The organism is Streptomyces sp. NPDC047971 (genome assembly GCF_040653355.1).
GTDB lineage: Bacteria > Actinomycetota > Actinomycetes > Streptomycetales > Streptomycetaceae > Streptomyces.
On the sequence record NZ_JBEZNW010000036.1, the window covers coordinates 1 to 23,613 of the forward strand.

Below are 23,613 nucleotides of genomic sequence, written 5' to 3' on the forward strand. Positions count from 1 at the left end.
CGCCCGGTTACATTCCGAACCCGGAAGCTAAGCCTTTCAGCGCCGATGGTACTGCAGGGGGGACCCTGTGGGAGAGTAGGACGCCGCCGAACAATTTTTAGCCTCAACCCCCGGACTTCGTCCGGGGGTTGAGGCATTTTTGCGTTCAGGGGACAACGGACCCCCTGTGCACGGGTGCGTCGTGGCTGAGGGTAAGGTCAGGGGGCATCATTGGCACGTTCCCACAGGAGGCCCCCGGGTGGAGGTCCAGGAGACTCGCGTTCAGACGGACCGGGTCCTCACCATCCCCAACATCTTGAGCATGGCTCGCCTCGTCGGCGTGCCGCTCTTCCTGTGGCTGATTCTGCGACCTGTGTTCGGCGGTCCGAACAGCGATGGCTGGGCCTTGCTGGTGTTGATGCTCAGCGGCGTCAGCGACTATCTCGACGGTAAGCTCGCCCGGCGCTGGAACCAGGTCAGCAGCCTGGGCCGGCTCCTGGACCCCGCGGCCGACCGGCTGTACATCGTTTCCACTCTCGTGGGCCTCACCTGGCGAGAGATCCTGCCACTCTGGCTGACCCTCGCGCTTTTCGCCCGCGAGCTCATGCTGCTGGTGATGGTGGGCATCCTCCGCCGGCACGGCTATCCCCCGCCGCAGGTGAACTTCCTCGGGAAAGCTGCGACATTCAACTTGATGTACGCCTTCCCCCTGCTCCTGCTCAGTGACGGAACGGGCTGGCTTTCGTCACTCGCTGAAGTTTTCGGGTGGGCCTTCGCCGGATGGGGTACAACTCTCTATTGGTGGGCAGGGATCCTCTACGTGGTCCAGGTCCGTCGACTCGTCAAGGCGGATACCTCGGCCGATTGAGCCCGTCTGTCCTGTGCCGTGCAGCGTCGCCGGCATGGACGAGGACGCCTTAGGGCCACTGACAGGTGAAGTCGGCAGGACCGTCGTCTCTTCAAGGAGGACGCTTCCGACATGAAGGCCGTCGTGATGGCCGGTGGCGAAGGAACCCGACTTCGCCCGATGACCTCGAGCATGCCCAAGCCTCTCCTGCCGGTCGCCAACCGGCCGATCATGGAGCACGTCCTGCGACTGCTCAAGAGGCACGGTCTCAACGAGACCGTCGTCACCGTGCAGTTTCTCGCCTCGCTCGTCAGGAACTACTTCGGTGACGGCGAAGAGCTCGGAATGGAGCTCACCTACGCCAACGAGGAGAAACCTCTCGGCACAGCGGGGAGTGTGAAGAACGCCGAGGAAGCGCTGAAGGACGACGCCTTCCTCGTCATCTCGGGAGACGCACTCACCGATTTCGACCTCACCGATCTGATCGCCTTCCACAAAGAGAAAGGCGCCCTCGTCACGGTCTGCCTGACGCGTGTGCCGAATCCGCTGGAATTCGGCATCACGATCGTCGACGAGGACGGCCAGGTCGAGCGCTTCCTCGAAAAGCCGACCTGGGGCCAGGTCTTCTCGGACACGGTGAACACCGGCATCTACGTCATGGAGCCCGAGGTCTTCGACTACGTCGAGGCCGACACCTCCGTCGACTGGTCGGGCGATGTCTTCCCGCAGCTCATGAAGGAGGGCAAGCCGATCTACGGCTATGTCGCCGAGGGCTACTGGGAGGATGTCGGTACCCACGAGAGCTACGTCAAGGCCCAGGCCGACGTGCTCGAAGGAAAGGTCCAGGTCGAGCTCGACGGTTTCGAGATCTCGCCCGGTGTGTGGGTGGCCGAAGGCGCGGAGGTATCTCCGGACGCCGTCCTTCGGGGCCCGCTGTACATCGGTGACTACGCGAAGGTCGAAGCGGGAGCGGAGATCCGCGAGCACACCGTCATCGGCTCGAACGTCGTCGTCAAGAGCGGTGCGTTCCTCCACAAGGCCGTCATCCACGACAACGTCTACATCGGGCAGCAGAGCAATCTGCGAGGCTGCGTGATCGGGAAGAACACCGACATCATGCGGGCCGCCCGGATCGAGGACGGCGCCGTCATCGGCGACGAGTGCCTCGTCGGTGAGGAATCGATCGTTCAGGGGAACGTCCGGGTCTACCCCTTCAAGACCATCGAGGCCGGCGCCTTCGTCAACACCTCCGTCATCTGGGAGTCGCGCGGTCAGGCCCATCTCTTCGGGGCGCGCGGAGTCTCCGGCATCCTCAACGTGGAGATCACGCCCGAGCTGGCCGTACGGCTCGCGGGGGCGTACGCGACGACGCTCAAGAAGGGCGCGACCGTCACCACCGCGCGTGACCACTCCAGGGGAGCCCGCGCGCTGAAACGTGCGGTGATCTCGGCGCTCCAGGCCGCCGCCATCGACGTACGTGACCTGGAGAACGTACCGCTGCCGGTGGCACGGCAGCAGACCGCCCGGGGAAGCGCCGGCGGGATCATGGTGCGGACCTCGCCCGGTGTGCCGGACTCCGTGGACATCATGTTCTTCGACGAGCGGGGTGCGGACCTGTCACAGGCGGGGCAGCGCAAGCTGGACCGGGTCTTCGCACGTCAGGAGTACCGTCGGGCGTTCCCGGGCGAGATCGGTGACCTCTCCTTCCCGGCGAGCGTCTTCGACTCGTACACCGGCTCGCTGCTTCGGAACGTGGACACCTCCGGGATCGCGGAGGCGGGTCTGAAGGTCGTCGTGGACGCCTCCAACGGCAGCGCCGGGCTCGTTCTGCCGAGCCTCCTCGGCCGGCTCCAGGTGGACTCCCTGACGATCAACCCCGGCCTCGACGAGTCGAGGCCGACGGAGTCGGCGGAGACCAGGCGGGCGGGGCTCGTACGGCTCGGAGAGATCGTGGCGTCGGCGCGGGCCGCGTTCGGCGTACGGTTCGACCCCGTGGGTGAGCGGCTGTCGCTCGTCGACGAGCGGGGCCGGATCATCGAGGACGACCGTTCGCTGCTGGTCATGCTCGACCTGGTGGCCGCCGAGCGGCGCTCCGGGCGGGTGGCCCTGCCGGTGACGACCACGCGGATCGCGGAGCAGGTCGCCGCGTACCACGGCACGCAGGTGGAGTGGACGACGACCTCGCCCGACGATCTGACCAGGGTCGGGCGGGAGGAGTCCACGATCTTCGGCGGCGACGGTCGCGGCGGGTTCATCATTCCGGAATTCAGCAGCGTCTTCGACGGCGCCGCCGCGTTCGTACGGCTCATCGGTCTGGTGGCGCGGACGCAGCTCACGCTGAGCCAGATCGACGCGCGCATCCCGCGGGCGCATGTCCTGCGGCGGGACGTCGCGACGCCGTGGGCCGTGAAGGGGCTCGTGATGCGCCGGGTGGTGGAGGCGGCCGGAGACCGGTCGGTGGACACCACCGACGGCGTACGGGTCGTGGAAGCGGACGGTCGCTGGGTGATGGTGCTGCCGGACCCGGCCGAGGCCGTCACCCATCTGTGGGCCGAGGGGCCGGACGACTCCTCGGCGCAGGCCCTGCTCGACGAGTGGTCGAACGTGGTCGAGAGCGCAGGTCACTGACGGTTGGGGCGGATGTGCCGGGTGGTGTCCTGCGGGCGCCTCCCGGCCCATCGGTGGGGCCATTCGGCGGTAGCACCCCCGACGTGCGACGATGTGCGGCATGTCGCAGCAGCACCCCGTTCGGAGCACCGGAACACCGCCCCCGCGTCCGGACGCGTCCATGTCGCTGCTGAACAACGTGATCGACCACGCGCTCGACGACGGCTACGCGGAGGCGTCGGCCCGGCGTGAGGCGGAGGGCGGCGGGCTGCCTCGGACGCTGCGGGCCAAGCTTGGCCTGGCAGCCGGCCTGGTGCTCGCCGCGGCCGTGGTGACCGTGGGTGCCGCGGAGGCGCGGATCTCGGCGCCCGTCGTCGCCAAGGAGCGGCAGGAGCTGATCGGCCGGATCGACGCGGAGACGGAGGCGGCCGAGAAGCTGGAGCAGGACGTCGAGAAGATCCGCGCCGAGGTCGGCGAGAGGCAGCGCAAGGCGCTCGAGCAGCACGGCGGCGACCAGGCCGAGCTGGTGGCGCTGCTGTCGGGGGCGACCCCGGTGCACGGCCCGGGCGTGAAGCTCGTGGTCGACGACGCCAAGGACACCGAGCAGGGTGGCGGGGGTCCCCGGGAGAGCAGTGGCTTCTCCGACACGGGCCGGGTCCGTGACCGGGACATGCAGCGGGTCGTCAACGGTCTGTGGGAGTCGGGCGCGGAGGCCGTCTCGATCAACGGTCAGCGGCTGACGTCGCTGTCGGCGATCCGGGCCGCGGGCGACGCCATACTGGTCGACAACAAGCCGCTGGTGCCGCCGTACACGGTGCTGGCGGTGGGGGACGGGCAGCGGTTGAGCACCGCGTTCCAGGACAGCGCCGACGGGCAGTACCTGCACGCGCTGCAGGAGAACTTCGGGATCCGCACCAGCATCTCGGCCGAGGCGGACGTACGTCTGCCGGCCGCGCCGAGCCTGATCGTACGTACAGCAGAGCCGAGGGGAGCCGGGGCCGCCAAGCCTTCCGGGCAGGCCACGGCCGACACAGGGAAGGGCACATCTTGATCGCCGTACTGGGCCTGATCGTGGGAGTGGTGGTCGGACTTTTGGTCCGGCCCGAGGTTCCGGCGGTGGTCGAGCCCTATCTTCCGATCGCCGTGGTGGCCGCCCTCGACGCGGTCTTCGGCGGCCTGCGTGCCATGCTCGACGGAATCTTCGTCGACAAGGTCTTCGTGGTGTCCTTCCTGTCGAACGTGGTGGTCGCCGCGCTGATCGTCTTCCTGGGCGACAAGCTGGGCGTCGGCGCGCAGCTGTCGACCGGTGTCGTCGTCGTGCTCGGCATCCGCATCTTCTCCAACGCCGCCGCCATCCGGCGGCACGTGTTCCGGGCGTGACGCCGATGAGCAACGTGAACCCCGAGAAGCCCGAGAACCCGGACGACGGCGAGGCGACCGAGGCGACCCCCGAGGCGCCCGCCGCCCCCGAGAAGCAGCTGACCGGACGGCAGAGGCTGGCCGCCGGGCTGTGGCCGCCACGGGTGAGCAGGGCCCAACTCATCGTCGCCCTGCTGCTGTTCGTCCTCGGTCTGGGGCTCGCCATCCAGGTTCGCTCCACGAGCGACAACAGTGCGCTGCGCGGCGCCCGCCAGGAGGATCTGGTCCGGATCCTCGACGAGCTCGACGACCGTACGCAGCGCCTGGAGGACGAGAAGGCGCGCCTGGAGAACCAGCGCTCCGAGCTGGAGTCCAGCTCGGACCAGGCCGAGGAGGCGCGCAAGCAGACCCAGGAGAAGGAGCAGCAGCTCGGCATCCTGGCCGGTACGGTCGCCGCCGAGGGGCCGGGCATCACGCTGACCGTCGCGGGCGCGGCGGCGGCGGTCGAGTCGGACATGCTGCTCGACGCGATCCAGGAGCTGCGTGCGGCGGGTGCCGAGGCGATCCAGATCAACGATGTGCGGGTGGTCGCGGACAGTTACTTCTCCGGTGCGGGAAGCGACATAGAGATCGATGGAACGAAGGTGGCCGCTCCGTACGTCTTCAAGGTCATCGGCAAGCCCGAGGATCTCGAGCCGGCGCTCAACATCCCCGGTGGAGTCATTCAGACGCTGGAGAAGGAGCAGGCCACGGCGACCGTGGCCAAGTCCGAGAAGATCGTTGTGGATGCCTTGCGACCTGCGAAGCGGCCTGACTACGCTCAGTCGTCCTCGCAGTGAGCCGGGGGTGTGTCGCGGTCACGCGACAAGGGGAGGGCGTTGCGGGGGGTCGCCGCATCACAAGCGTGGTGCGTGGTGGAAACTGTCCGGAGGATACGGACGTTGTGAAGGTGTCCGGGTCGGCAGGTGTGTTCATTCAGGGTTCGTCCTGCCCCACGGGCGGGTCTGTTTCGGTCAAGGGGAATCGCCCGTGAGTTTTTTTGCGAAGTTGTTCGGCAAGAGCGCACGCGAGGACGGCGGCAACGCCAAGCACCGCGCGCCGCGCCACGCCCAGAGCGAGGAACAGGGCGGCGAGCGTCCGCTGTTCCGTGACGAGGTCGGCGGCCAGGGCGGAGATGTCGCGGGCGCGCACGGCGCGTCGTCTGTTGACCCTGCCGGTGCCGGGCGCATAGGTTTCGGGGAACCATCAACCTCAAGTACGGGTGGAGGGTTCACCCCCGATCCGTATGCGACCCAGACCTCCGCGGGTCAGCCGCGGCAGGAGGATGCGTCCATGCCGGTGTGTACGAGGTGCGGTCACCGCAACACCGCGGACAGCCGTTTCTGCTCCCACTGCGGCACGCCGCTGCGGGGCGGGGCGCCCGTGGAGCGCGCGTCCGAGACGACGTCGACGATCTCGATCTCGGGCCTCGAGGCGTATGACGCCGAGGTCACCGGTCAGACCGCCGTGCCGTCCCTCTCTCCCGAGGCGCTGGCGGCCGTCGAGGCCCTGCCGGCCGGCTCGGCCCTGCTCGTCGTGCGCCGCGGTCCGAACTCGGGCAGCCGCTTCCTGCTGGACAGCGAGCTGACCACGGCCGGCCGTCACCCGCAGAGCGACATCTTCCTCGACGACTTCACCGTGTCGCGGCGTCACGTCGAGTTCCGGCGGGCTCAGGACGGCAGCTTCACCGTCGCCGACGTCGGCAGCCTCAACGGCACCTACGTCAACCGTGAGCCGATCGAGTCGGTGGTCCTGTCCAACGGCGACGAGGTGCAGATCGGCAAGTACCGGCTGGTCTTCTACTCGAGCCAGCGGGGCGTGTGACGCCTCCGGGAAGCCTTCAGGGAAGGTCCATGCTGCGAACACCGACGGGCGGTGCCGGACACGGCACCGCCACCGCGGGCGACCGGCTGGTCAGCATCGGCACGGTGCTGAACCAACTGCGTGACGAGTTCCCCGAAGTGACCATCTCCAAGATCCGGTTCCTGGAGGCCGAGGGGCTCGTCGAGCCCCGGCGTACGGCCTCCGGGTACCGGAAGTTCAGCCCGCAGGACGTGGAGCGGCTCGCCCAGATCCTGCGGATGCAGCGGGACCACTATCTTCCGCTGAAGGTCATCCGGGAGCATCTCGACGCCCTCGCCCGGGGTGAGCAGATCAGGCTCCCGTCCCCCAGCCCGCAGCGGGACCTGCTGGACGGGGCCTGGGAGCCGGAGGGCGACCGGCCGACGGCCGCGCGGGTGGGTCGGGCCGAGCTGCTCGCCGCCGCGGAGGTGAGCGAGGAGGAGCTCGCGGAGTGGGAGTCCTACGGGCTCATCGCCGCGGGAGCCGAGGGCGGCTACGACGCCGAGACCGTCACGGTCGCCAGACTTGTCGCCGATCTGGGGAGATTCGGTCTGGAACCTCGGCACCTCCGGGCGGTCAAAGCGGCCGCCGACCGGGAGGCGGGTCTCGTCGAACAGGTGGTCGCGCCGCTGCGCCGGCACCGTAACCCGCAGACCAGAGCGCATGCGGAGGCCACCGCGAAGGAGCTCGCCGGGCTGTCCGTCCGGCTGCATGCGGCACTGGTCCAGACCGCTCTCGGACTCCGGTTGCCGTGATCTTGTGGGGGCCCGACTACCCAAACCGGTCGGGCACGTCCTAGGGTTGCTGTGTGAACGAGCTCGACGTTGTGGGTGTCCGGGTCGAAATGCCCTCCAACCAGCCGATCGTGCTCCTGCGTGAAGTGGGAGGCGATCGGTACCTCCCCATCTGGATCGGACCGGGTGAGGCGACCGCGATCGCCTTCGCCCAGCAGGGCATGGCCCCCGCCCGGCCGCTGACGCACGATCTCTTCAAGGATGTCCTTGAAGCCGTGGGCCAGGAGCTCACGGAGGTCCGCATCACGGATCTCCGCGAAGGCGTCTTCTACGCGGAGCTGGTCTTCGCCAGCGGCGTCGAGGTGAGCGCCAGGCCCTCCGACGCGATAGCGCTCGCGCTGCGCACCGGTACGCCGATCTACGGCAGTGACGGTGTGCTCGACGACGCCGGTATCGCGATTCCGGACGAGCAGGAGGACGAGGTGGAGAAGTTCCGCGAGTTCCTCGACCAGATCTCCCCCGAGGACTTCGGGTCCAGCAGCCAGTGAGGTCCGGCAGTCGCTGAGGCGGGCCGGCCGTGGGCCGGCCGCCGACCGTCGCACGCCGGGTGCGGTCAGGGCATTCGAGTAGCCTTTCCCCGGAGAGAGACACGGGAAACCACTCTCAGGGTGATTATCACTCGGCGTGCCGAGTGTGGCGATCGTTGACGCACCCCGAGTGACTGCCTACCTTCGTGTGGGCAGGTCAAGGACGGAGGGTCGGCGTGATGAGCAGCGGCGACGGTACGGCAGGGGGCTCCCTCGGGCATGCGTCCGGGGAGAGCGGTCCGTATCCGCTTCACGGCAATGCGGGCGACTTCGGTACGGGTGTGAACGCGGGAGATGCCGCGGCGTCCGGGACGGACGTGGTGGGCTACCGCGGTCCGACGGCATGCGCGGCTGCCGGGATCACCTACCGCCAACTGGACTACTGGGCGCGCACCGGGCTCGTCGAGCCGAGCGTGCGGCCGGCCTACGGATCCGGGACGCAGCGGCTGTACAGCTTCCGGGACGTCGTCGTTCTCAAGATCGTCAAGAGATTCCTCGACACCGGGGTGGCGCTGCAGAACATCCGGGCCGCCGTGCAGCATCTGCGCGCACGGGGCTTTCGCGACCTGGAGCGCATGACGCTGATGAGCGACGGAGCCACCGTGTACGAGTGCTCCTCGCCGGACGAGGTCGTCGATCTGCTCCAGGGCGGTCAGGGCGTCTTCGGGATCGCGGTGGGTGTGGTCTGGCGCGATGTGGAGGCCGCGCTCTCGCAGCTGCACGGGGAGCGTGTCGACACCGGTGAGACGCTGATCGGCCACAACCCGGGTGACGAGCTGGCGAGGCGGCGGCGGGACCGGGCGGTCTGAGTCGTTCCGTACGGCCGGGCGGGGCGCGACGCGCCCGTACGTGTGTGCGGGTCGATTGTCAGTGGCGTAGGGCAGCATCGGAGATGTGAGAGCCGCGCCGACGATTCTGCATCTGGACATGGATGCCTTCTTCGCCGCCGCCGAGCAGGCGGCGAAACCGAGTCTGCGCGGAAAGCCGGTGGTGGTCGGGGGGCTGGGTCCGCGCGGCGTCGTCGCCACCGCCTCCTACGAGGCGCGGCGCTTCGGGGTGCACTCCGCGATGCCGATGGCGCAGGCGCGGCGCAGGGCGCCCAACGCCGCCTATCTCGTGCCGCGCTTCGGCTTCTACCGGGGGATCAGCGAGCAGGTCATGGAGTTGCTGGGGCGGCTCTCGCCGCTCGTGGAGCCGCTGAGCCTGGACGAGGCGTTCGTCGACCTGGAGGCAGGGGGCGTGGCCGATGACAGCGCGAGCGCGCGGGAGGCCGGTGAGCGGCTGCGCAGGGACATTCTCGCCACGACGGGGCTCACGGGGTCGGTGGGGCTCGCCGGGTCCAAGATGCTGGCGAAGATCGCCTCGGAGGAGGCGAAGCCGGACGGGCTGGTGCTGATCGAGCCGGGGACCGAGCGGGAGCTGCTGGGGCCGCGGTCGGTGCGGATCCTCCCGGGGGTGGGGCCGGCCACCGGGGAGCACCTGCGGCGTGCGGGGATGACGACGGTGTCGGACCTCGCGGAGGCGGGCGAGGACGAGCTCGTACGGCTGCTGGGGCGGGCGCACGGGGCGTCCCTGTACCTCATGGCCCAGGGGTACGACGATCGGCCCGTGGTGGCCGAGAGGGACACGAAGTCGGTGTCGGTGGAGGACACCTTCGACGTGGACCTGCATGACCGGGTCCGGATCCGGACGGAGGTGGACCGGCTCGCCGAGCGGTGCGTGGGCAGGCTGCGGGCGTCGGGGCACTCGGGGCGGACGATCGTGCTGAAGGTGCGGCGGTTCGACTTCTCGACGCTGACGCGTTCCGAGACGCTGCGGGGGCCGACGGACGACACCGTCGTGGTGCGAGAGGCCGCGGGGCGGCTGCTCGAAGGGGTGGACACGACGGGCGGTGTCCGGCTGCTCGGCGTCGGGGTGAGCGGGCTCGCGGACTACACGCAGGAGGATCTGTTCGCGCAGGCGGAGGCTGCGGAGACGGCCGGGGCGGTCGAGCCGGGGTCGGGGGCCGGGGAGGCTTCACCCGCGGACGCGGCCCCGGCGGAGGAGCCGCCCCCCGAGCGGCGGTGGTCGCCCGGGCACGACGTACGGCACGCGGTGTACGGCGCAGGGTGGGTGCAGGGGAGCGGGGTGGGGCGGGTCACCGTGCGCTTCGAGGAGCCGGGTTCGGCTCCGGGGCGGGTGCGGACGTTCCTCGTGGACGACCCGGAGCTGGAGGCGGCGGAGCCGCTGCCGTTGGTGGGGGGTGGGCCCGGCCTCAGACCGGGCCTGTCGCTCCCGCCCGCCCGCTGAGCTTCGCCGGGGGACCGTCGATCCCGCAGGGCGGGCCGGGCCGATGCGCTCGTCCGCGCGGAGGGCGTGGTGGGGGTGGAACCGTCAGGTCTCCTCCTGGCCCGCCAGGCGGCCGAAGTCCCGGTCCGGCGGCGGCGGGGGGAGGGCGATGTCGTAGTGGCGGTAGAGCTGCAGCTCCTGTTCGGGGGAGAGGTGGCGGCCCACGCCGAAGTCCGGTGCGTCCTTGATCAGGGACCGGTCGTACGGGATGTGGAGGCCGTCCTTCGCCAGCTCGCTCGGCTCCAGGGGGACGAACGCGTCCCGGCTGAAGAGGCCCGTGCGGACCGCCGCCCACTCGGGGATGCCGGTGGCGTCGTCCAGGTACACCTCGTCCACGGTGCCGATCTTGTGCCCCTCGCGGTCGTACGCCTTGCGGCCGATCAGGCTGCGCGGATCGATGTCGGTCTGCACGGTCCCTCCAACTGGTCGCACCTGCTCTATGACTACGAAAGTGCACATCTGGGATGTCGGCCACTTGAGCGATGGCTTCCGGAACCGCGCTGGTAGGCTGGCTGTGGCTGTCGACCCTGTGCGGGAGAGTCCTCCGGAGAAACCTTTCGGAGGCGCCGAAGGAGCAAATCCTCCCCGGAATCTCTCAGGCCCCTGTACCGCACGGACGAGGTCACTCTGGAAAGCAGGGCGGACGTCCGACGGCATCCGCCCTCACCGACGGTGAAAGCCGGCGAGCCCTTCGGCGTGCCGGTGAAGCTCTCAGGTTGAGATGACAGAGGGGGAGGCCGTCCGGGCACCCGCGCCGTTGGTGCCCCTCGCAGGTCGTGACGACCAGGAGGCCTCCGTACATGACCGCCAACCGCATTCCGCTCTCCGAGCTCGAACAGGGCATCCCGTTCGAGCAGCGGCACATCGGGCCCGACGCCGAGGCACGGGCCAAGATGCTCGCGCAGGTCGGCTACGGCTCCCTCGACGAGCTCACGGCCGCCGCCGTGCCGGACGTGATCAAGAACGCCGAGGCGCTCGGTCTGCCCTCCGCGCGCACCGAGGCCGAGGTCCTGGCCGAGCTGCGTGAGCTCGCCGACCGCAACCAGGTCCTCGCCCCGATGATCGGGCTCGGGTACTACGGCACCTTCACCCCGCCGGTGATCCTCCGCAACGTGATGGAGAACCCGGCCTGGTACACGGCGTACACGCCCTACCAGCCGGAGATCTCGCAGGGCCGCCTGGAGGCGCTGCTCAACTTCCAGACGATGGTCGCCGACCTCACCGGTCTGCCCACCTCCGGTGCCTCCCTGCTCGACGAGGGCACCGCCGCCGCCGAGGCCATGGCGCTCGCCCGCCGTGTCGGCAAGGTCAAGAACGGTGTCTTCCTCGTCGACGCCGACGCGCTGCCGCAGACCATCGCCGTCATCGAGACCCGCGCCGAGCCGACCGGTGTCGAGGTCGTCGTCGCGGACCTGTCCGAGGGCATCCCCGCCGAGATCGCCGAGCGCGGCGTCTTCGGTGTGCTCGTCCAGTACCCGGGTGCCTCCGGTGCCGTGCGCGACATCAAGCCGCTGATCGACGCCGCCCACGACCTCGGCGCGATCGTCACCGTCGCCGCCGACCTGCTCGCGCTGACGCTGCTCACCTCGCCGGGTGCGCTCGGAGCCGACATCGCCGTCGGCACCACCCAGCGTTTCGGCGTCCCGATGGGCTTCGGCGGACCGCACGCCGGTTACATGGCGGTCCAGGACAAGCACGCCCGCTCCCTGCCCGGCCGCCTCGTCGGCGTCTCCGTCGACGCCGACGGCAACCGCGCGTACCGCCTGGCGCTGCAGACCCGCGAGCAGCACATCCGCCGCGAGAAGGCCACCAGCAACATCTGCACCGCCCAGGTGCTCCTCGCCGTCATGGCCGGCATGTACGCCGTCTACCACGGCCCCGACGGCCTGAAGGGCATCGCTCAGCGCACCCACCGGTACGCCGCGATCCTCGCCGCGGGCCTGAGGGCCGGCGGTGTCGAGGTCGTCCACGGCGACTTCTTCGACACCCTGACCGTCCGGGTGCCGGGCAAGGCCGCCGAGGCCGTCGCCGCCGCCCGCGAGACGGGCGTCAACCTGTACCTCGTCGACGCCGACCACGTCTCGATCTCCTGCGACGAGACCACCGGGCGTGCCCAGCTCGCCGCCGTCTGGTCCGCCTTCGGCGTCGACGCCGACATCGAGGCCCTGGACGCGGGGACCGAGGACGCGCTGCCCGCCGGGCTGCTGCGCTCGGACGCGTACCTGACCCACCCGGTCTTCCACGCGCACCGCTCCGAGACGTCGATGCTGCGTTACCTGCGCAAGCTCGCCGACCGCGACTACGCGCTCGACCGCGGCATGATCCCGCTCGGCTCCTGCACCATGAAGCTGAACGCGACCACCGAGATGGAGCCGGTGACCTGGCCCGAGTTCGGCCAGATCCACCCCTTCGCCCCGGTCGAGCAGGCTCAGGGCTACCTCACGCTCATCACCGAGCTGGAGGAGCGTCTCGCCGAGGTCACCGGCTACGACAAGGTGTCGATCCAGCCGAACGCCGGTTCGCAGGGTGAGCTGGCCGGTCTGCTGGCCGTCCGCGCCTACCACCGCGCCAACGGCGACGACCAGCGCACCGTCTGCCTCATCCCGTCCTCCGCGCACGGCACCAACGCCGCCTCCGCGGTCATGGCCGGCATGAAGGTCGTCGTCGTCAGGACCGCCGACGACGGCGAGGTCGACATCGCGGACCTGCGCGCCAAGATCGAGCAGTACCGCGACGAGCTGTCCGTCCTGATGATCACCTACCCGTCCACGCACGGCGTGTTCGAGGAGCACGTCGCCGACATCTGCGGCGAGGTGCACGAGGCCGGCGGCCAGGTGTACGTCGACGGTGCCAACCTCAACGCGCTGGTCGGTCTGGCCAAGCCGGGCAAGTTCGGCGGCGACGTCTCGCACCTGAACCTGCACAAGACCTTCTGCATCCCGCACGGCGGCGGCGGCCCCGGTGTCGGTCCGGTCGGTGTGCGCGCGCACCTCGCGCCGTACCTGCCGAACCACCCGCTGCAGCCGACCGCCGGCCCGGAGACGGGCGTCGGCCCGATCTCGGCCGCCCCGTGGGGCTCGGCCGGCATCCTGCCGATCTCGTGGTCGTACGTGCGTCTGATGGGTGGCGAGGGCCTCAAGCGCGCCACGCAGGTGGCCGTCCTCGCGGCGAACTACATCGCCAAGCGCCTGGAGCCGCACTACCCGGTGCTCTACACCGGTCCGGCCGGCCTGGTCGCCCACGAGTGCATCGTCGACCTGCGTCCGCTCTCCAAGTCGACCGGCGTCAGCGTCGACGACATCGCCAAGCGCCTGATCGACTACGGCTTCCACGCGCCGACGATGTCGTTCCCGGTGGCCGGCACCCTGATGATCGAGCCGACCGAGTCCGAGGACCTGACCGAGCTCGACCGCTTCTGCGACACGATGATCGCGATCCGGTACGAGATCGAGAAGGTCGCGTCGGGCGAGTGGCCCGCGGACGACAACCCGCTGCGCAACGCCCCGCACACCGCCGCGGCGCTGGGCGGCGAGTGGAACCACCCGTACACCCGTGACGAGGCGGTCTTCCCGGCCGGTGTCTCGGCCGCGGACAAGTACTGGCCGCCGGTGCGCAGGATCGACGGCGCCTTCGGCGACCGCAACCTGGTCTGCTCCTGCCCGCCGATGGACGAGTACGACAACTGAGCACGGGCGCGCACGTGAGCGCCGGTTGAGCGGCAACGGCAACCGGGCATGAGTCAGGGCCGGTTCGGAGACTTCTCCGGGCCGGCCCTTGCGTGTTCCCTCGTACGGTGTGGTGCCCGACGTGCCCCGCCGTCAGGCGGCTGTCGTGACCTGGCCCGCCGTCAGCGGGCGGTGCGGGGCGATGATCTGGCCGTCCGGCAGCAGTTCACCGGTGTCCTCGAAGAGCAGGACCCCGTTGCACAGCAGGCTCCAGCCCTGCTCCGGGTGGTGCGCCATCAGTCGTGCCGCCTCCCGGTCGGCGGAGTGGGCGGTGGGACAGGCAGGCTGGTGCTGGCACATGGGTGGGTTCTTTCGCTGCGTCGTGGTGTCTGTCGTCCTGCGGCTCGATGCGGTGCTCATGGCCGCCCCCCGTTGTCGGTTCGGTTGGTCCAGTGTTCCCCCACGGACGTCGATCCGCAGGTATTTCACGGGAGCTCTTCCTACTGCATGAAGACGTATCACCCGCGCGGGCGGTTCAACTCAACTGGGCGGTCTCTTCGGATGGTTCGGGGTAGTCCTGGCGGGCTAGTCCGTCCGGGGAGGGGTGTTCGACAGGGGCGTTCGGGCAGCGCGGCGCCCCGCGGCCCGGTCGGTCGCGGGGCGTGCGCGCTGCGGACGGACGTCGGGTGCGGTGGTTCAGGCCGGCGCCGGCGTGCCGAACAGCGGCGGCGGCGCGAGGCGCAGGGTCAGGACGGGCAGCAGGTCCGCCACCCGGTGCGGGCGGTGGGAGGCGATGCCGGGAGGCGCCGGGGCGAGGGGGACCAGGAGGTCGGCCGGCGCGGGCGAGGCGGACGCCCCGTCGGCCTCCGTGTCCCCGTGGAGCCACAGCGTCAGCATGTACAGCTCCGGGACGGACAGCAGGCGGGGCTGGTACGTCGTGGGCAGCGTCTCGGCCTGCAGCAGGGCGCGTTCGGTGGCGGTGACGTAGGGACCCTCGAAGAAGTGCGAGAAGGACCAGCCGTCGGGCGTGAGCATGGTGTCGGCGGCGGCGACCGCGCGATCGGTGCCCCGGATCAGGAAGCGCCAGCCGACGAGCCGGGTGCGCGGTGCCTGCCCGCCGGGGACGACCTGGTCCCGTACGTCGAGGACATGGACGGGCAGGGGCAGCTCGGGGCTCAGCGGCCCCTGTGCGGCCCGGAGGGCGGGAGTTCGAGCCTCACGGACGGCGGTGGGGGAACCGAGGGCCGCGAGGACGCTGCGCAGGGCCGGCGCGGGGGCCGGGGAGGGTCGGAGCATGGTGGGTCGCCTCTCGCTCAGGAGACACGGTGACGCGTGGGCAGGTACGACGGCGCTGTGGGCTGCCGGAGAGGGGCCATGAGGTCATGGCCGGGCGCCAACACTCTGCCTCGTCCGCGGAGTTTATACGAGACGTGTTCACACCTTGTTTCCGCTAGCGGTCGCCGATATTGCGAGCAAGGCGTCATCAGGACGTGTTCCGGGGGCGATTCGCATCTTTTGCGGTGAGCGCACTTCGTCTGCCTGCGGCTTCGCTCCGGCCGTGGACGGCCGAATATCACCCCCATGCTTTCCGTGATTATGTCGGAGGAATATGTCCTTTGCCGAGTGACCACGGGATGTGCCGGGTGATTGCTCAATCCAGCCTACCTGGCGGTGGGGTGGCTCCGCAGGCGTTATGGATCAGTCGGCTGGGCATCATCGTCCGTGACGCGCGCGGCCGTCGCCGTGGCCGCCCGATCGAGGAGGGACGCTTCGATGGGGGAGAAGGTCGTGGCAGACGGGTTCGACCTGTCCGATCGGCAGAGATACCGCAGGAAGCTGCAGCAGTGTCTGGCGGGGCTCGCGAGGCTCCTGGCGGAGAAGAGGTTCGACCGTCCGCGGAATCTGATGGGCCTGGAGATCGAACTCAATCTCGCGGGCACGGACGGTATGCCGCGGATGGTGAATGCCGAGGTCCTCGAACGCATCGCGAGCCCGGATTTCCAGACGGAGCTCGGATTGTTCAACCTCGAAGTGAACATCGCTCCGCACCGTCTCGGCGGCCGGGTATTCGACCGGCTCGCCGAGGAGTTGAGGACCGGTCTCGGATATGCCGACCGCAAGGCCCACGAGGTCGACGCCGGCGTCATCATGATCGGAATTCTGCCGACGCTCTCCCAGCGCGATCTCGTCTTCGAGAACCTTTCGGCCGTCGATCGGTACACCTTGCTCAACGACCAGATCGTCGCCGCCAGGGGCGAGGACTTCCGTCTCGACATCCAGGGGGTCGAGCGGCTCACCTGCACCTCCACGTCGATCGTGCCCGAGGCGGCCTGCACCTCCGTGCAGTTGCACCTCCAGGTCACCCCAGCCCGCTTCGCCGCCGTGTGGAACGCGGCCCAGGCCGTGGCGGCGGTCCAGATCGCCGTCGGCGCCAACTCTCCGTTCCTCTTCGGCCGGGAGCTCTGGCGCGAGTCCCGGCCGCCGCTGTTCCAGCAGGCGACGGACACCCGGCCGCCCGAGCTCCAGGCACAGGGGGTCCGGCCGCGCACCTGGTTCGGGGAGCGGTGGGTCGACTCGGCGTACGACCTCTTCGAGGAGAACCTGCGGTACTTCCCCCCGTTGCTCCCGATCTGCGACGAGGAGGACCCGCTGCTCGTCCTCGACCGGGGCGGGGTGCCGCGCCTGCAGGAACTCGTCCTGCACAACGGGACGGTCTACCGCTGGAACCGGCCCGTCTACGGCTGGGTGGACGGGGTTCCGCATCTGCGGGTGGAGAACCGGGTGTTGCCGGCCGGACCGACGGTCACCGACGTCGTCGCCAACGCGGCCTTCTACTACGGACTGGTGCGGGCGCTGGCCGAGGAGCCCCGGCCGGTGTGGAAGAAGCTGGCGTTCGAGGACGCCGCGGCGAACTTCGACACCGCCTGTCGCCACGGGATCGACGCGGAGCTGCGCTGGCCCCGGCCCGGCCGCTCGGGCGGGGTCTCCACGGTGTCCGCGGTACGTCTGGTCCTCGACGAGCTGCTGCCGCTGGCCGCGTCCGGGCTGGACGCCTGGCACGTCGAGCCGGCCGACCGCGACTTCTATCTCGGTGTCATCGAGGAGCGCTGCCGCGGCCGGGTCAACGGTGCCTCCTGGCAGGCCGAGACCTTCCGCCGGGCGCGCGACTCCGGTCTGGACCGCGAGGCGGCCCTGGCGGCCACGACCCGCCGCTACGCCGAGCTGATGCGGGGCGGCGAGCCGGTGCACCGGTGGCCGCCGGGCATCGACTAGGGGGTCGGGGGGACAACTCCTCCGCTTCCGGAATGGCGCCCGGACCGGCCCTTCGCGCATGATCTCCGTACCCGGAACGCGATGGGGAAGTGGAGACAGGTGTGGTGTCGGAGCAACGAGTGGTCGCCGGTTCCCTTCCTCCCGACGGCCTGCCGCGCCGGATCCTGCGGTCCGAGACCCTGATCGTCCTCGGGCTCTCGCTCGGCGCGAGCGCCGTGTCGTCCGCCATCAGCTTCATCGGTTCGCTGACCAGGTCCGGCGAGCTGAAGGAACAGGCGGCGATGCTCAACGGCTCGTTCGCCCCCGGCCGGCCCTGGCTCGACCTGGCGTGGCAGCTCTTCGGCATCGCCACCGCGCTCATGCCCGTCCTGCTCGTCGCACATCTGCTGGTGCGGGAGGGCTCCGGGATGCGGGCGATCGGTTTCGACCGGACCCGGCCCTGGCCGGATCTCGGGCGGGGCACGCTGGTGGCCGCCGTGATCGGCAGCGCCGGCCTCGCCTTCTACCTGGTGGCCCGGGCGACCGGCTTCAATCTGACCGTGGTGCCCGAGTCCCTGCCGGACGTGTGGTGGAAGTACCCCGTCCTGATCCTCTCGGCGATCCAGAACTCCGTCCTGGAAGAGGTCATCGTCGTCGGCTACCTGCTGCGGCGCCTCGGGCAGTTGGGCTGGACACCGATGGCGGCGCTGGTGGCGAGCTCGGTGCTGCGCGGTTCGTACCACCTGTACCAGGGGATCGGCGGCTTCATCGGCAACGTGGTGATGGGCGTGGTCTTCGTGCTGCTCTACCGCCGCTGGGGGCGGGTGGGCCCGCTCGTGGTGGCGCACGCGCTGCTCGACATCGTCGCCTTCGTCGGCTACGGACTCCTGGCGGGGAAGGTCGACTGGCTGCCCACCGTCTAGACGCCGCAAGGCGACGGAAGGGGCGTACGGCATTCGCCGTACGCCCCTTCCGTGCGTTCGGGACCGGGGGCGCGGCTCAGGCGTGCAGTTCGCCGTCGACGACCGTCACGGCGTGGCCCGTCAGAAGGGTCCGGTCGCCCCGCAGCCGGGTGCGGACGATGCCGGTGCGGGCGCCGCCCTGGAACCCGGTGAGGTCGTCGCGGCCGAAGCGCGCGGACCAGAAGGGGGCGAGCGCGGTGTGGGCGCTGCCGGTGACCGGGTCCTCGTCGATGCCGACGCGGGGGAAGAAGCCGCGTGACACGAAGTCGTAGCCCCGCTCGGGCCGTTCGGCCGCCGCGGTGGCGATGACACCCCGGTCGGAGAGGCGCGCCAGAGCCGCGAAGTCGGGTGTCAGGGAGCGTACGGCCGCCTCGTCGCGCAGCTCGACGACCAGGTCGCCGATGTGGGCCGCGGTGTCGTGGACGGAGACGGCCTCCGCGCCCAGCGCCTTCTCCAGGCCGTCCGGGGCCGGCACCGGGGTCAGCGTGGAGGTCGGGAAGTCCATCGTGATCGTGCCGTCCTCCGCGACGGTGGCGCCGAGGACGCCGCAGCGGGCGGCGAAGCGGACGAGCCCGGTCGCGGCGCCGGTCGTGTGCAGGACGTGGGCGGTGGCGAGCGTGGCGTGGCCGCACATGTCGACCTCGGTGGCGGGGGTGAACCAGCGCAGGGCCCAGTCGGCCTCGCCGCCGGGCGGCAGCGGGTGCGCGAAGGCGGTCTCGGAGAGGTTGACCTCGGCGGCCACCTTCTGGAGCCAGTGGTCGTCGGGGAAGGAGTCGAGGAGGAGGACCCCTGCCGGGTTGCCGGAGAAGGGGCGGTCGGTGAACGCGTCGACGATTCGGATCCGCATGGCACGGAACGTACCGGGGCCGCAAAGCCGCAGGCCAAGGCCAATCCGGGAGCACTGGACCTGCCGGGAGTTGGCAAACGAACTGTTCCGATATATCGTTGACGCATCGCGACAGTTCAACGATGTACCCGATGGAAGGAGCGTTGCGATGCGTTCACATGGACACGGACATGGAGACTGCGGACCCGGCCCTCGTGGTCGAGGCGGCTCTCGCGGTGAGTTCGAGGGCCGGCGTGCCGCCTTCGGTCAGTTCGGGCCGGGCTTCGGCGGCGGGCCGTGGGGTGGAGGCCCTTTCGGGGGCGGCAGGGGTCGCGGAGGCGGCCGGGGGCGGGCGCGGCGCGGAGACGTGCGCGCCTCGATCCTCACCCTGCTGAAGGGCCGCCCGATGCACGGTTACGAGATGATCCAGGAGATCGGCGAGCGCAGCGGCGGGGCGTGGAAGCCCAGCCCGGGCTCGGTCTACCCGACCCTGCAGCTCCTTGAGGACGAGGGTCTGATCATCAGCGAGAGCGAGGGCGGCAAGAAGCTGTTCACGCTCACGGAGGCCGGCCGGGCCGAGGCCGAGTCGGGCCCGGAGGCCCCCTGGGAGGAGGCCGGACGCGGTGTCGACTGGGAGGCCATGAACGAGGTGCGGCAGGCCGGGTTCGGTCTGATGGAGGCGTTCGGCCAGGTCTGGAAGACCGGCAGTGCCGAGCAGCGGCAGAAGGCGATCTCGGTGATCAACGAAGCCCGCAAGAAGCTGTACCTGATCCTGGCCGACGAGCACTGAGCCGGCCGGACGGCGGGAGGGGTCCCACGGCGCACGCCGTGGGGCCCCTCCCGCGTGCGCGTCGCGCGGCCGCCGCTCAGGCCACCAGGCCGGCCAGCTTCCGGAGGGACTCGTTGAGCGCCGCGGTGGCCGAGTCCTTGAGCTTGCCCGCCATCAGCGAGACGGCCGCGCCGGTGAACTCGCCGTCGATCCGGACCGTGGTCGCGTCCCCGTCCGCCGCGAGCGAGTAGCGGGTGCCGACGTTGACCCCCATCGGGCCCTTGCCCCGGATCGCCAGCACCCGGCTGGTCTCCAGCTCCTCGACCGTCCAGGTCACCTCTGCGGGGAAGCCCATCAGCTTCATGTTCTCCGCGAAGGTCGCGCCCTGCTCCAGCGTGGCCGGACCGCCGTCGGGGAAGTTGGTGTGGGTGGCGTTCCACTCGCCGTACGAGGTGAAGTCGGTCAGCTGCGCCCAGACCTTCTCGGCCGGCGCATCGATCCGTGCCTCCGCGCTGACTTCGGCCATACGACCACCCCTTCACGGCTTCGCGTGTTCTCGTCGGTCTTCGGTGTCGACGGAACGTAGCCGGGCGGCCCTCAACATTCAATACTGATGAACCGTCAGTTCTTCTGCCTCGTCGATCCACCACATCCGCGCGGAGTCGAACCAGTCGGAGGCCCGTGGGCCTCCGCCCTCGTCATGGCAGTGGAACGCGGCCCAGAAGAGATCGGCCGGCAGCGCTTCCCGCGGCGCGTACACGCGGTAGACGTACTGCCGCCCGTCGGTGGCGAGCAGGGCGACCATCCAGAACATACTCACAGGACGAAACGGGGAGTGTCGTGGTTGCGTTCGGGGCGCAAGGCAAGGCGGCGCGCGCCCCCGCGGCGAGAACGGCCTGAATCTCCTCCGTAGGGATGAGGGACCGCCCGCCCGTGCCCACCTCGCGTGGGATGCGCACATGCTCCTCCGCGGGGATGTTCCGGCCGCCAGGGGCTGATGAGGTGGAAGCGTGCATAGTCCTGTCCCTCGCGTGCCCCGGCAGCCCGTGGCCCGCCGCCCGGAGATCCAGCTCGGCCGCCTGACCGCCGAAGTCGCGACGGTCGTGGCGAGCGCGCGCCGCAGAGCCCTGCGTGACGGGGACCGGCAGATCGACACCGCCCATCTGCTCCACTCGCTCATCGAGAGCGATCCCGAGGTCGGCGCCGCCTTCGCGGGCGGACCCCAGCTCGCGCGCGTCCTCGGCTATCTCGTCCAGCGCTCCATCGGCTACGGCCTGCGCTGGCAGGGCACCGTGGAGGACACCGGAGCCCTGGACGCCGTGCGCGACACCGATCCCGCGACCGACGGCTGGTCGCCCGCCGCAGCCGCCGCGATGGACCGTGCCGCGGCGCGGGCCGCCCTGCGCGGAGAGCCGCGCGCGCGTGGCCTCGACCTGCTGGCGGTGATCGCCGCGGATCCGGAGAGCCGGGCGGTCGAGGTGCTCCGCCGTGCGGGGGTCGATCCCCTCGTCCTGACCGACCGGATCGGGGAGCTGTCTCAACAGGTGTAACGGGGGTTACGGGCCTGACGCCGTCCTGTCATGATGGCCCGATGCACGCGTCTCAGGGGAGAAGCGCCGGCCTGGGCCTCGCCCTGGCCTCGGCCTTCGCATTCGGTGGTTCAGGTGTGGCGGCGAAGCCGCTGATCGAGGCGGGCCTCGATCCGCTCCATGTGGTGTGGCTCCGGGTGGCCGGTGCGGCCCTCGTCATGCTGCCCGTCGCCTGGCGCCACCGCGATCTGCTGCGTCGCAAGCCCGTCCTCCTCGTCGGCTTCGGACTCCTCGCCGTCGCCGGCGTCCAGGCGTTCTACTTCGCGTCGATCTCCCGGATCCCCGTCGGGGTCGCGCTGCTCATCGAGTACCTCGCCCCCGCCCTCGTCCTCGGCTGGGTCCGCTTCGTCCAGCGCCGGCCGGTCACCCGCGCCGCCGCGCTCGGCGTCGTCCTCGCCGTCGGTGGCCTGGCCTGCGTGGTGCAGGTCTGGTCGGGGATCGGCTTCGACCTGCTCGGGCTGCTGCTCGCGCTCGGCGCCGCCTGCTGCCAGGTCGGCTACTTCGTCCTCTCCGACCACGGAGGCGACGAGTCCGACCCGGTCGACCCCCTGGGCGTCATCGCGTACGGACTGGTCATCGGCGCCCTCGTGCTGACCGTCGTCGCCCGGCCGTGGGGGATGGACTGGTCCGTGCTCGGCGGCGAAGCCGACATGAACGGCACGGGGGTGGCCGCGTGGCTGCTGCTCGGCTGGATCGTGCTGATCGCCACGGTCCTCGCCTACGTCACCGGGATCGTCTCCGTGCGCAGGCTCTCGCCGCAGGTCGCCGGCGTCGTCGCCTGTCTGGAGGCCGTGATCGCCACCGTGCTGGCCTGGGTCCTGCTCGGTGAACACCTGGGGGCGCCGCAGATCATCGGCGGCGCGGTCGTGCTCATCGGCGCGTTCATCGCCCAGTCGTCGACGCCCAAGCCGGCCTCGGTGGAGGCGGTGGCCGGTTCGGAGATCGAGGGCGGTTCGGGGGCCGATGGCGGTTCGGAGGTCGAGGGCGCGGCCCGCTCCGGGGCCGGGGCCGGACCCCGGGCGAGCGGCCCCGACGCCGAGTTGTCCGCCGGCCGGACCGCCCCGTAAGGTGCCGATCATGCATTCGACCGTCCTTCCGCCTCCCGCCGCCTAGGCGCGGGCGGCACTCTCCCTGACGAAGACCGGGCTCGGGCAGTCCCCGAGCGGTTCGTCGCTGCCCGCGCGCGGATTCGAGCGACCACACCACCCCGTCCTTCCACGGAGAAGCACGTGTCGAAATCCTCCACGTCCGCGGCGGCCATGCCCGCCGTCGGGCGGAGCCTCCTCTACCTGATCGTCGCCGGCGTCGCCTGGGGCACGGCCGGGGCCGCGGCCTCGCTGGTGTTCCGGGTCAGTGACATGGGCCCGCTGGCGCTGTCCTTCTGGCGCTGCGTCGGCGGGCTGGTCCTGCTGCTCGGAGCGCTGGCCCTGCGGCCCGGCCGCCCCGCCGCCGAGGCGCTGGAACCGCGCCGGCGACGGCTGATCCGCATCCTCGGCACGGGGATCGGGCTGACCGTCTTCCAGAGCGCCTACTTCGCCGCGGTCGAGGCGACCGGGCTGGCCGTCGGCACCGTCGTCACGCTGGGCGCGGGCCCCGTCCTCATCGCCCTCGGCGCCAGGCTCACCATGGGCGAACGGCTCGGCGGCGGTGGCACGGCCGCCGTGGGCGGCGCGCTCGCGGGACTCGCCGTCCTCGTGCTGGGCGGCGAGAGCGGCGAGGTCAGGCCGCTGGGCGTGGGCCTCGCGGTGCTCTCCGCCGCCGGGTACGCGGCCATCACCCTGCTCACCCGATGGCTCGGCCGCGACGGCGGCGGCTCGGACGCGCTGTCGACGACCACCTGGGCCTTCGCCATCGGTGCGGTGGGGCTGCTGCCGATGGCCGCCGTCGAGGGCCTCGTCCCGCACACCGACCAGCCCCAGCAGGTGCTCGGGCTGCTCCTTTACGTGGCGGCGGTGCCGACCGCGCTCGCCTACGCCCTCTACTTCGCCGGGGCGGCTGTGGTCCGCGCGGCGACCGTGTCCGTGATCATGCTGCTCGAACCGGTGAGCGCGGCGGCCATCGCGGTGACGGTGCTGGGGGAGGAGCTGACAGCGGCCACCGTGGTGGGCACGTCGTTGCTGCTCACGGCGGTGACGGGGCTCGCCTTCGCGGAAGCGCGGGACGCCGCGGTGCGCCGCGCCGAGGCCACGGCCTAGCCGGGCGGCGGGCCGGGTGCCCGGATGCGGGGC

23 protein-coding genes, 1 rRNA gene and 1 riboswitch are annotated in these 23,613 nt (G+C 70.7%); of the genes, 18 read left to right on the forward strand and 6 right to left on the reverse strand.

From position 1 onward, the window contains the following. The 11 genes from rrf to AB0D99_RS27635 form a co-directional block, all read left to right on the forward strand. Nucleotides 1-92, forward strand: a 5S ribosomal RNA gene (gene rrf, locus AB0D99_RS27585); the annotation flags it as partial. A 146-nt stretch (nucleotides 93-238) separates the two neighbouring features. Continuing rightward, on the forward strand, nucleotides 239-847 hold the full coding sequence (locus AB0D99_RS27590; RefSeq protein ID WP_362367830.1) for a CDP-alcohol phosphatidyltransferase family protein: 609 nt from the start codon (nucleotides 239-241) through the stop codon (nucleotides 845-847). Nucleotides 848-958: 111 nt separating this feature from the next. Beyond that, nucleotides 959-3,454, forward strand: coding sequence for a mannose-1-phosphate guanyltransferase (locus tag AB0D99_RS27595; protein WP_362367833.1), 2,496 nt, complete (start codon nucleotides 959-961; stop codon nucleotides 3,452-3,454). A gap of 100 nt (nucleotides 3,455-3,554) precedes the next feature. Further along, nucleotides 3,555-4,484, forward strand: coding sequence for a DUF881 domain-containing protein (locus AB0D99_RS27600; protein WP_362367836.1), 930 nt, complete (start codon nucleotides 3,555-3,557; stop codon nucleotides 4,482-4,484). Then, a complete protein-coding gene (locus AB0D99_RS27605) occupies nucleotides 4,481-4,813 on the forward strand; it encodes a small basic family protein (protein WP_015032176.1) in 333 nt (110 codons plus the stop codon). Before AB0D99_RS27600 ends, AB0D99_RS27605 begins: the two co-directional genes overlap by 4 nt. Before the next feature lie 5 nt (nucleotides 4,814-4,818). Next, nucleotides 4,819-5,631 (forward strand): DUF881 domain-containing protein, encoded by an 813-nt coding sequence (locus tag AB0D99_RS27610; RefSeq protein WP_362367839.1) that lies wholly within the window; start codon nucleotides 4,819-4,821, stop codon nucleotides 5,629-5,631. Between the two features lie 82 nt (nucleotides 5,632-5,713). Further along, nucleotides 5,714-6,655, forward strand: a complete 942-nt coding sequence (locus tag AB0D99_RS27615) for an FHA domain-containing protein (RefSeq protein ID WP_362368040.1) — start codon at nucleotides 5,714-5,716, stop codon at nucleotides 6,653-6,655. A gap of 29 nt (nucleotides 6,656-6,684) precedes the next feature. After that, on the forward strand, nucleotides 6,685-7,428 hold the full coding sequence (locus AB0D99_RS27620; protein WP_362367842.1) for a MerR family transcriptional regulator: 744 nt from the start codon (nucleotides 6,685-6,687) through the stop codon (nucleotides 7,426-7,428). Nucleotides 7,429-7,481: 53 nt separating this feature from the next. Next, nucleotides 7,482-7,955, forward strand: a complete 474-nt coding sequence (locus tag AB0D99_RS27625; protein WP_026281837.1) for a bifunctional nuclease family protein — start codon at nucleotides 7,482-7,484, stop codon at nucleotides 7,953-7,955. A gap of 218 nt (nucleotides 7,956-8,173) precedes the next feature. Further along, nucleotides 8,174-8,803: a MerR family transcriptional regulator gene (locus AB0D99_RS27630; protein WP_362367845.1), complete on the forward strand. Its 630-nt coding sequence runs from the start codon at nucleotides 8,174-8,176 to the stop codon at nucleotides 8,801-8,803. Between the two features lie 85 nt (nucleotides 8,804-8,888). Continuing rightward, nucleotides 8,889-10,283, forward strand: a complete 1,395-nt coding sequence (locus AB0D99_RS27635; RefSeq protein WP_362367848.1) for a DNA polymerase IV — start codon at nucleotides 8,889-8,891, stop codon at nucleotides 10,281-10,283. 84 nt (nucleotides 10,284-10,367) lie between these two features. On the opposite strand, the gene AB0D99_RS27640 is transcribed toward AB0D99_RS27635, so the two are convergent. Next, the gene (locus tag AB0D99_RS27640; protein WP_362367850.1) at nucleotides 10,368-10,733 is read right to left on the reverse strand and encodes a PRC-barrel domain-containing protein; all 366 of its coding nucleotides are present in this window, start codon (nucleotides 10,731-10,733) and stop codon (nucleotides 10,368-10,370) included. Between the two features lie 111 nt (nucleotides 10,734-10,844). Then, nucleotides 10,845-10,943, forward strand: a riboswitch (glycine riboswitch). 179 nt (nucleotides 10,944-11,122) lie between these two features. Here AB0D99_RS27640 and gcvP point away from each other — a divergent pair. After that, nucleotides 11,123-14,008 carry an aminomethyl-transferring glycine dehydrogenase gene (gene gcvP, locus AB0D99_RS27645; protein WP_362367853.1) on the forward strand — a complete coding sequence of 962 codons (2,886 nt, stop codon included), beginning with the start codon at nucleotides 11,123-11,125 and terminating at the stop codon, nucleotides 14,006-14,008. Nucleotides 14,009-14,140: 132 nt separating this feature from the next. Here the strand turns inward: gcvP and AB0D99_RS27650 are convergent, their stop codons facing one another. Next, nucleotides 14,141-14,347, reverse strand: a complete 207-nt coding sequence (locus tag AB0D99_RS27650; RefSeq protein ID WP_362367856.1) for a DUF5999 family protein — start codon at nucleotides 14,345-14,347, stop codon at nucleotides 14,141-14,143. 336 nt (nucleotides 14,348-14,683) lie between these two features. Then, on the reverse strand, nucleotides 14,684-15,283 hold the full coding sequence (locus AB0D99_RS27655) for a hypothetical protein (protein ID WP_362367859.1): 600 nt from the start codon (nucleotides 15,281-15,283) through the stop codon (nucleotides 14,684-14,686). Nucleotides 15,284-15,760: 477 nt separating this feature from the next. Between AB0D99_RS27655 and AB0D99_RS27660 the strand changes: the two genes are divergently transcribed. After that, complete coding sequence (locus AB0D99_RS27660; protein ID WP_362367862.1) at nucleotides 15,761-17,260, forward strand: glutamate-cysteine ligase family protein; 1,500 nt, start codon at nucleotides 15,761-15,763, stop codon at nucleotides 17,258-17,260. Nucleotides 17,261-17,379: 119 nt separating this feature from the next. Further along, nucleotides 17,380-18,162, forward strand: a complete 783-nt coding sequence (locus tag AB0D99_RS27665; protein WP_362368043.1) for a type II CAAX endopeptidase family protein — start codon at nucleotides 17,380-17,382, stop codon at nucleotides 18,160-18,162. A 76-nt stretch (nucleotides 18,163-18,238) separates the two neighbouring features. Here AB0D99_RS27665 and AB0D99_RS27670 read toward each other — a convergent pair whose 3' ends face one another. Next, the gene (locus AB0D99_RS27670) at nucleotides 18,239-19,048 is read right to left on the reverse strand and encodes a PhzF family phenazine biosynthesis protein (protein WP_362367865.1); all 810 of its coding nucleotides are present in this window, start codon (nucleotides 19,046-19,048) and stop codon (nucleotides 18,239-18,241) included. Nucleotides 19,049-19,196: 148 nt separating this feature from the next. Here AB0D99_RS27670 and AB0D99_RS27675 point away from each other — a divergent pair, with 148 nt between their 5' ends. Further along, on the forward strand, nucleotides 19,197-19,817 hold the full coding sequence (locus AB0D99_RS27675) for a PadR family transcriptional regulator (RefSeq protein WP_362367868.1): 621 nt from the start codon (nucleotides 19,197-19,199) through the stop codon (nucleotides 19,815-19,817). Between the two features lie 76 nt (nucleotides 19,818-19,893). Here the strand turns inward: AB0D99_RS27675 and AB0D99_RS27680 are convergent, their stop codons facing one another. Together AB0D99_RS27680 and AB0D99_RS27685 are read right to left on the reverse strand one after the other, a co-directional pair. After that, nucleotides 19,894-20,322, reverse strand: a complete 429-nt coding sequence (locus tag AB0D99_RS27680) for an SRPBCC family protein (protein WP_362367871.1) — start codon at nucleotides 20,320-20,322, stop codon at nucleotides 19,894-19,896. A 78-nt stretch (nucleotides 20,323-20,400) separates the two neighbouring features. Beyond that, a complete protein-coding gene (locus AB0D99_RS27685; protein ID WP_362368046.1) occupies nucleotides 20,401-20,610 on the reverse strand; it encodes a hypothetical protein in 210 nt (69 codons plus the stop codon). 217 nt (nucleotides 20,611-20,827) lie between these two features. Between AB0D99_RS27685 and AB0D99_RS27690 the strand changes: the two genes are divergently transcribed. The 3 genes from AB0D99_RS27690 (at nucleotide 20,828) to AB0D99_RS27700 (ending at nucleotide 23,580) form a co-directional block, all read left to right on the forward strand. Then, nucleotides 20,828-21,346 carry a Clp protease N-terminal domain-containing protein gene (locus AB0D99_RS27690; RefSeq protein ID WP_362367874.1) on the forward strand — a complete coding sequence of 173 codons (519 nt, stop codon included), beginning with the start codon at nucleotides 20,828-20,830 and terminating at the stop codon, nucleotides 21,344-21,346. Nucleotides 21,347-21,387: 41 nt separating this feature from the next. Continuing rightward, nucleotides 21,388-22,452 (forward strand): EamA family transporter, encoded by a 1,065-nt coding sequence (locus AB0D99_RS27695; RefSeq protein WP_362367877.1) that lies wholly within the window; start codon nucleotides 21,388-21,390, stop codon nucleotides 22,450-22,452. A 192-nt stretch (nucleotides 22,453-22,644) separates the two neighbouring features. Then, nucleotides 22,645-23,580 carry a DMT family transporter gene (locus tag AB0D99_RS27700; protein ID WP_362368049.1) on the forward strand — a complete coding sequence of 312 codons (936 nt, stop codon included), beginning with the start codon at nucleotides 22,645-22,647 and terminating at the stop codon, nucleotides 23,578-23,580. The last annotated feature ends 33 nt before the right edge of the window (nucleotides 23,581-23,613 follow it).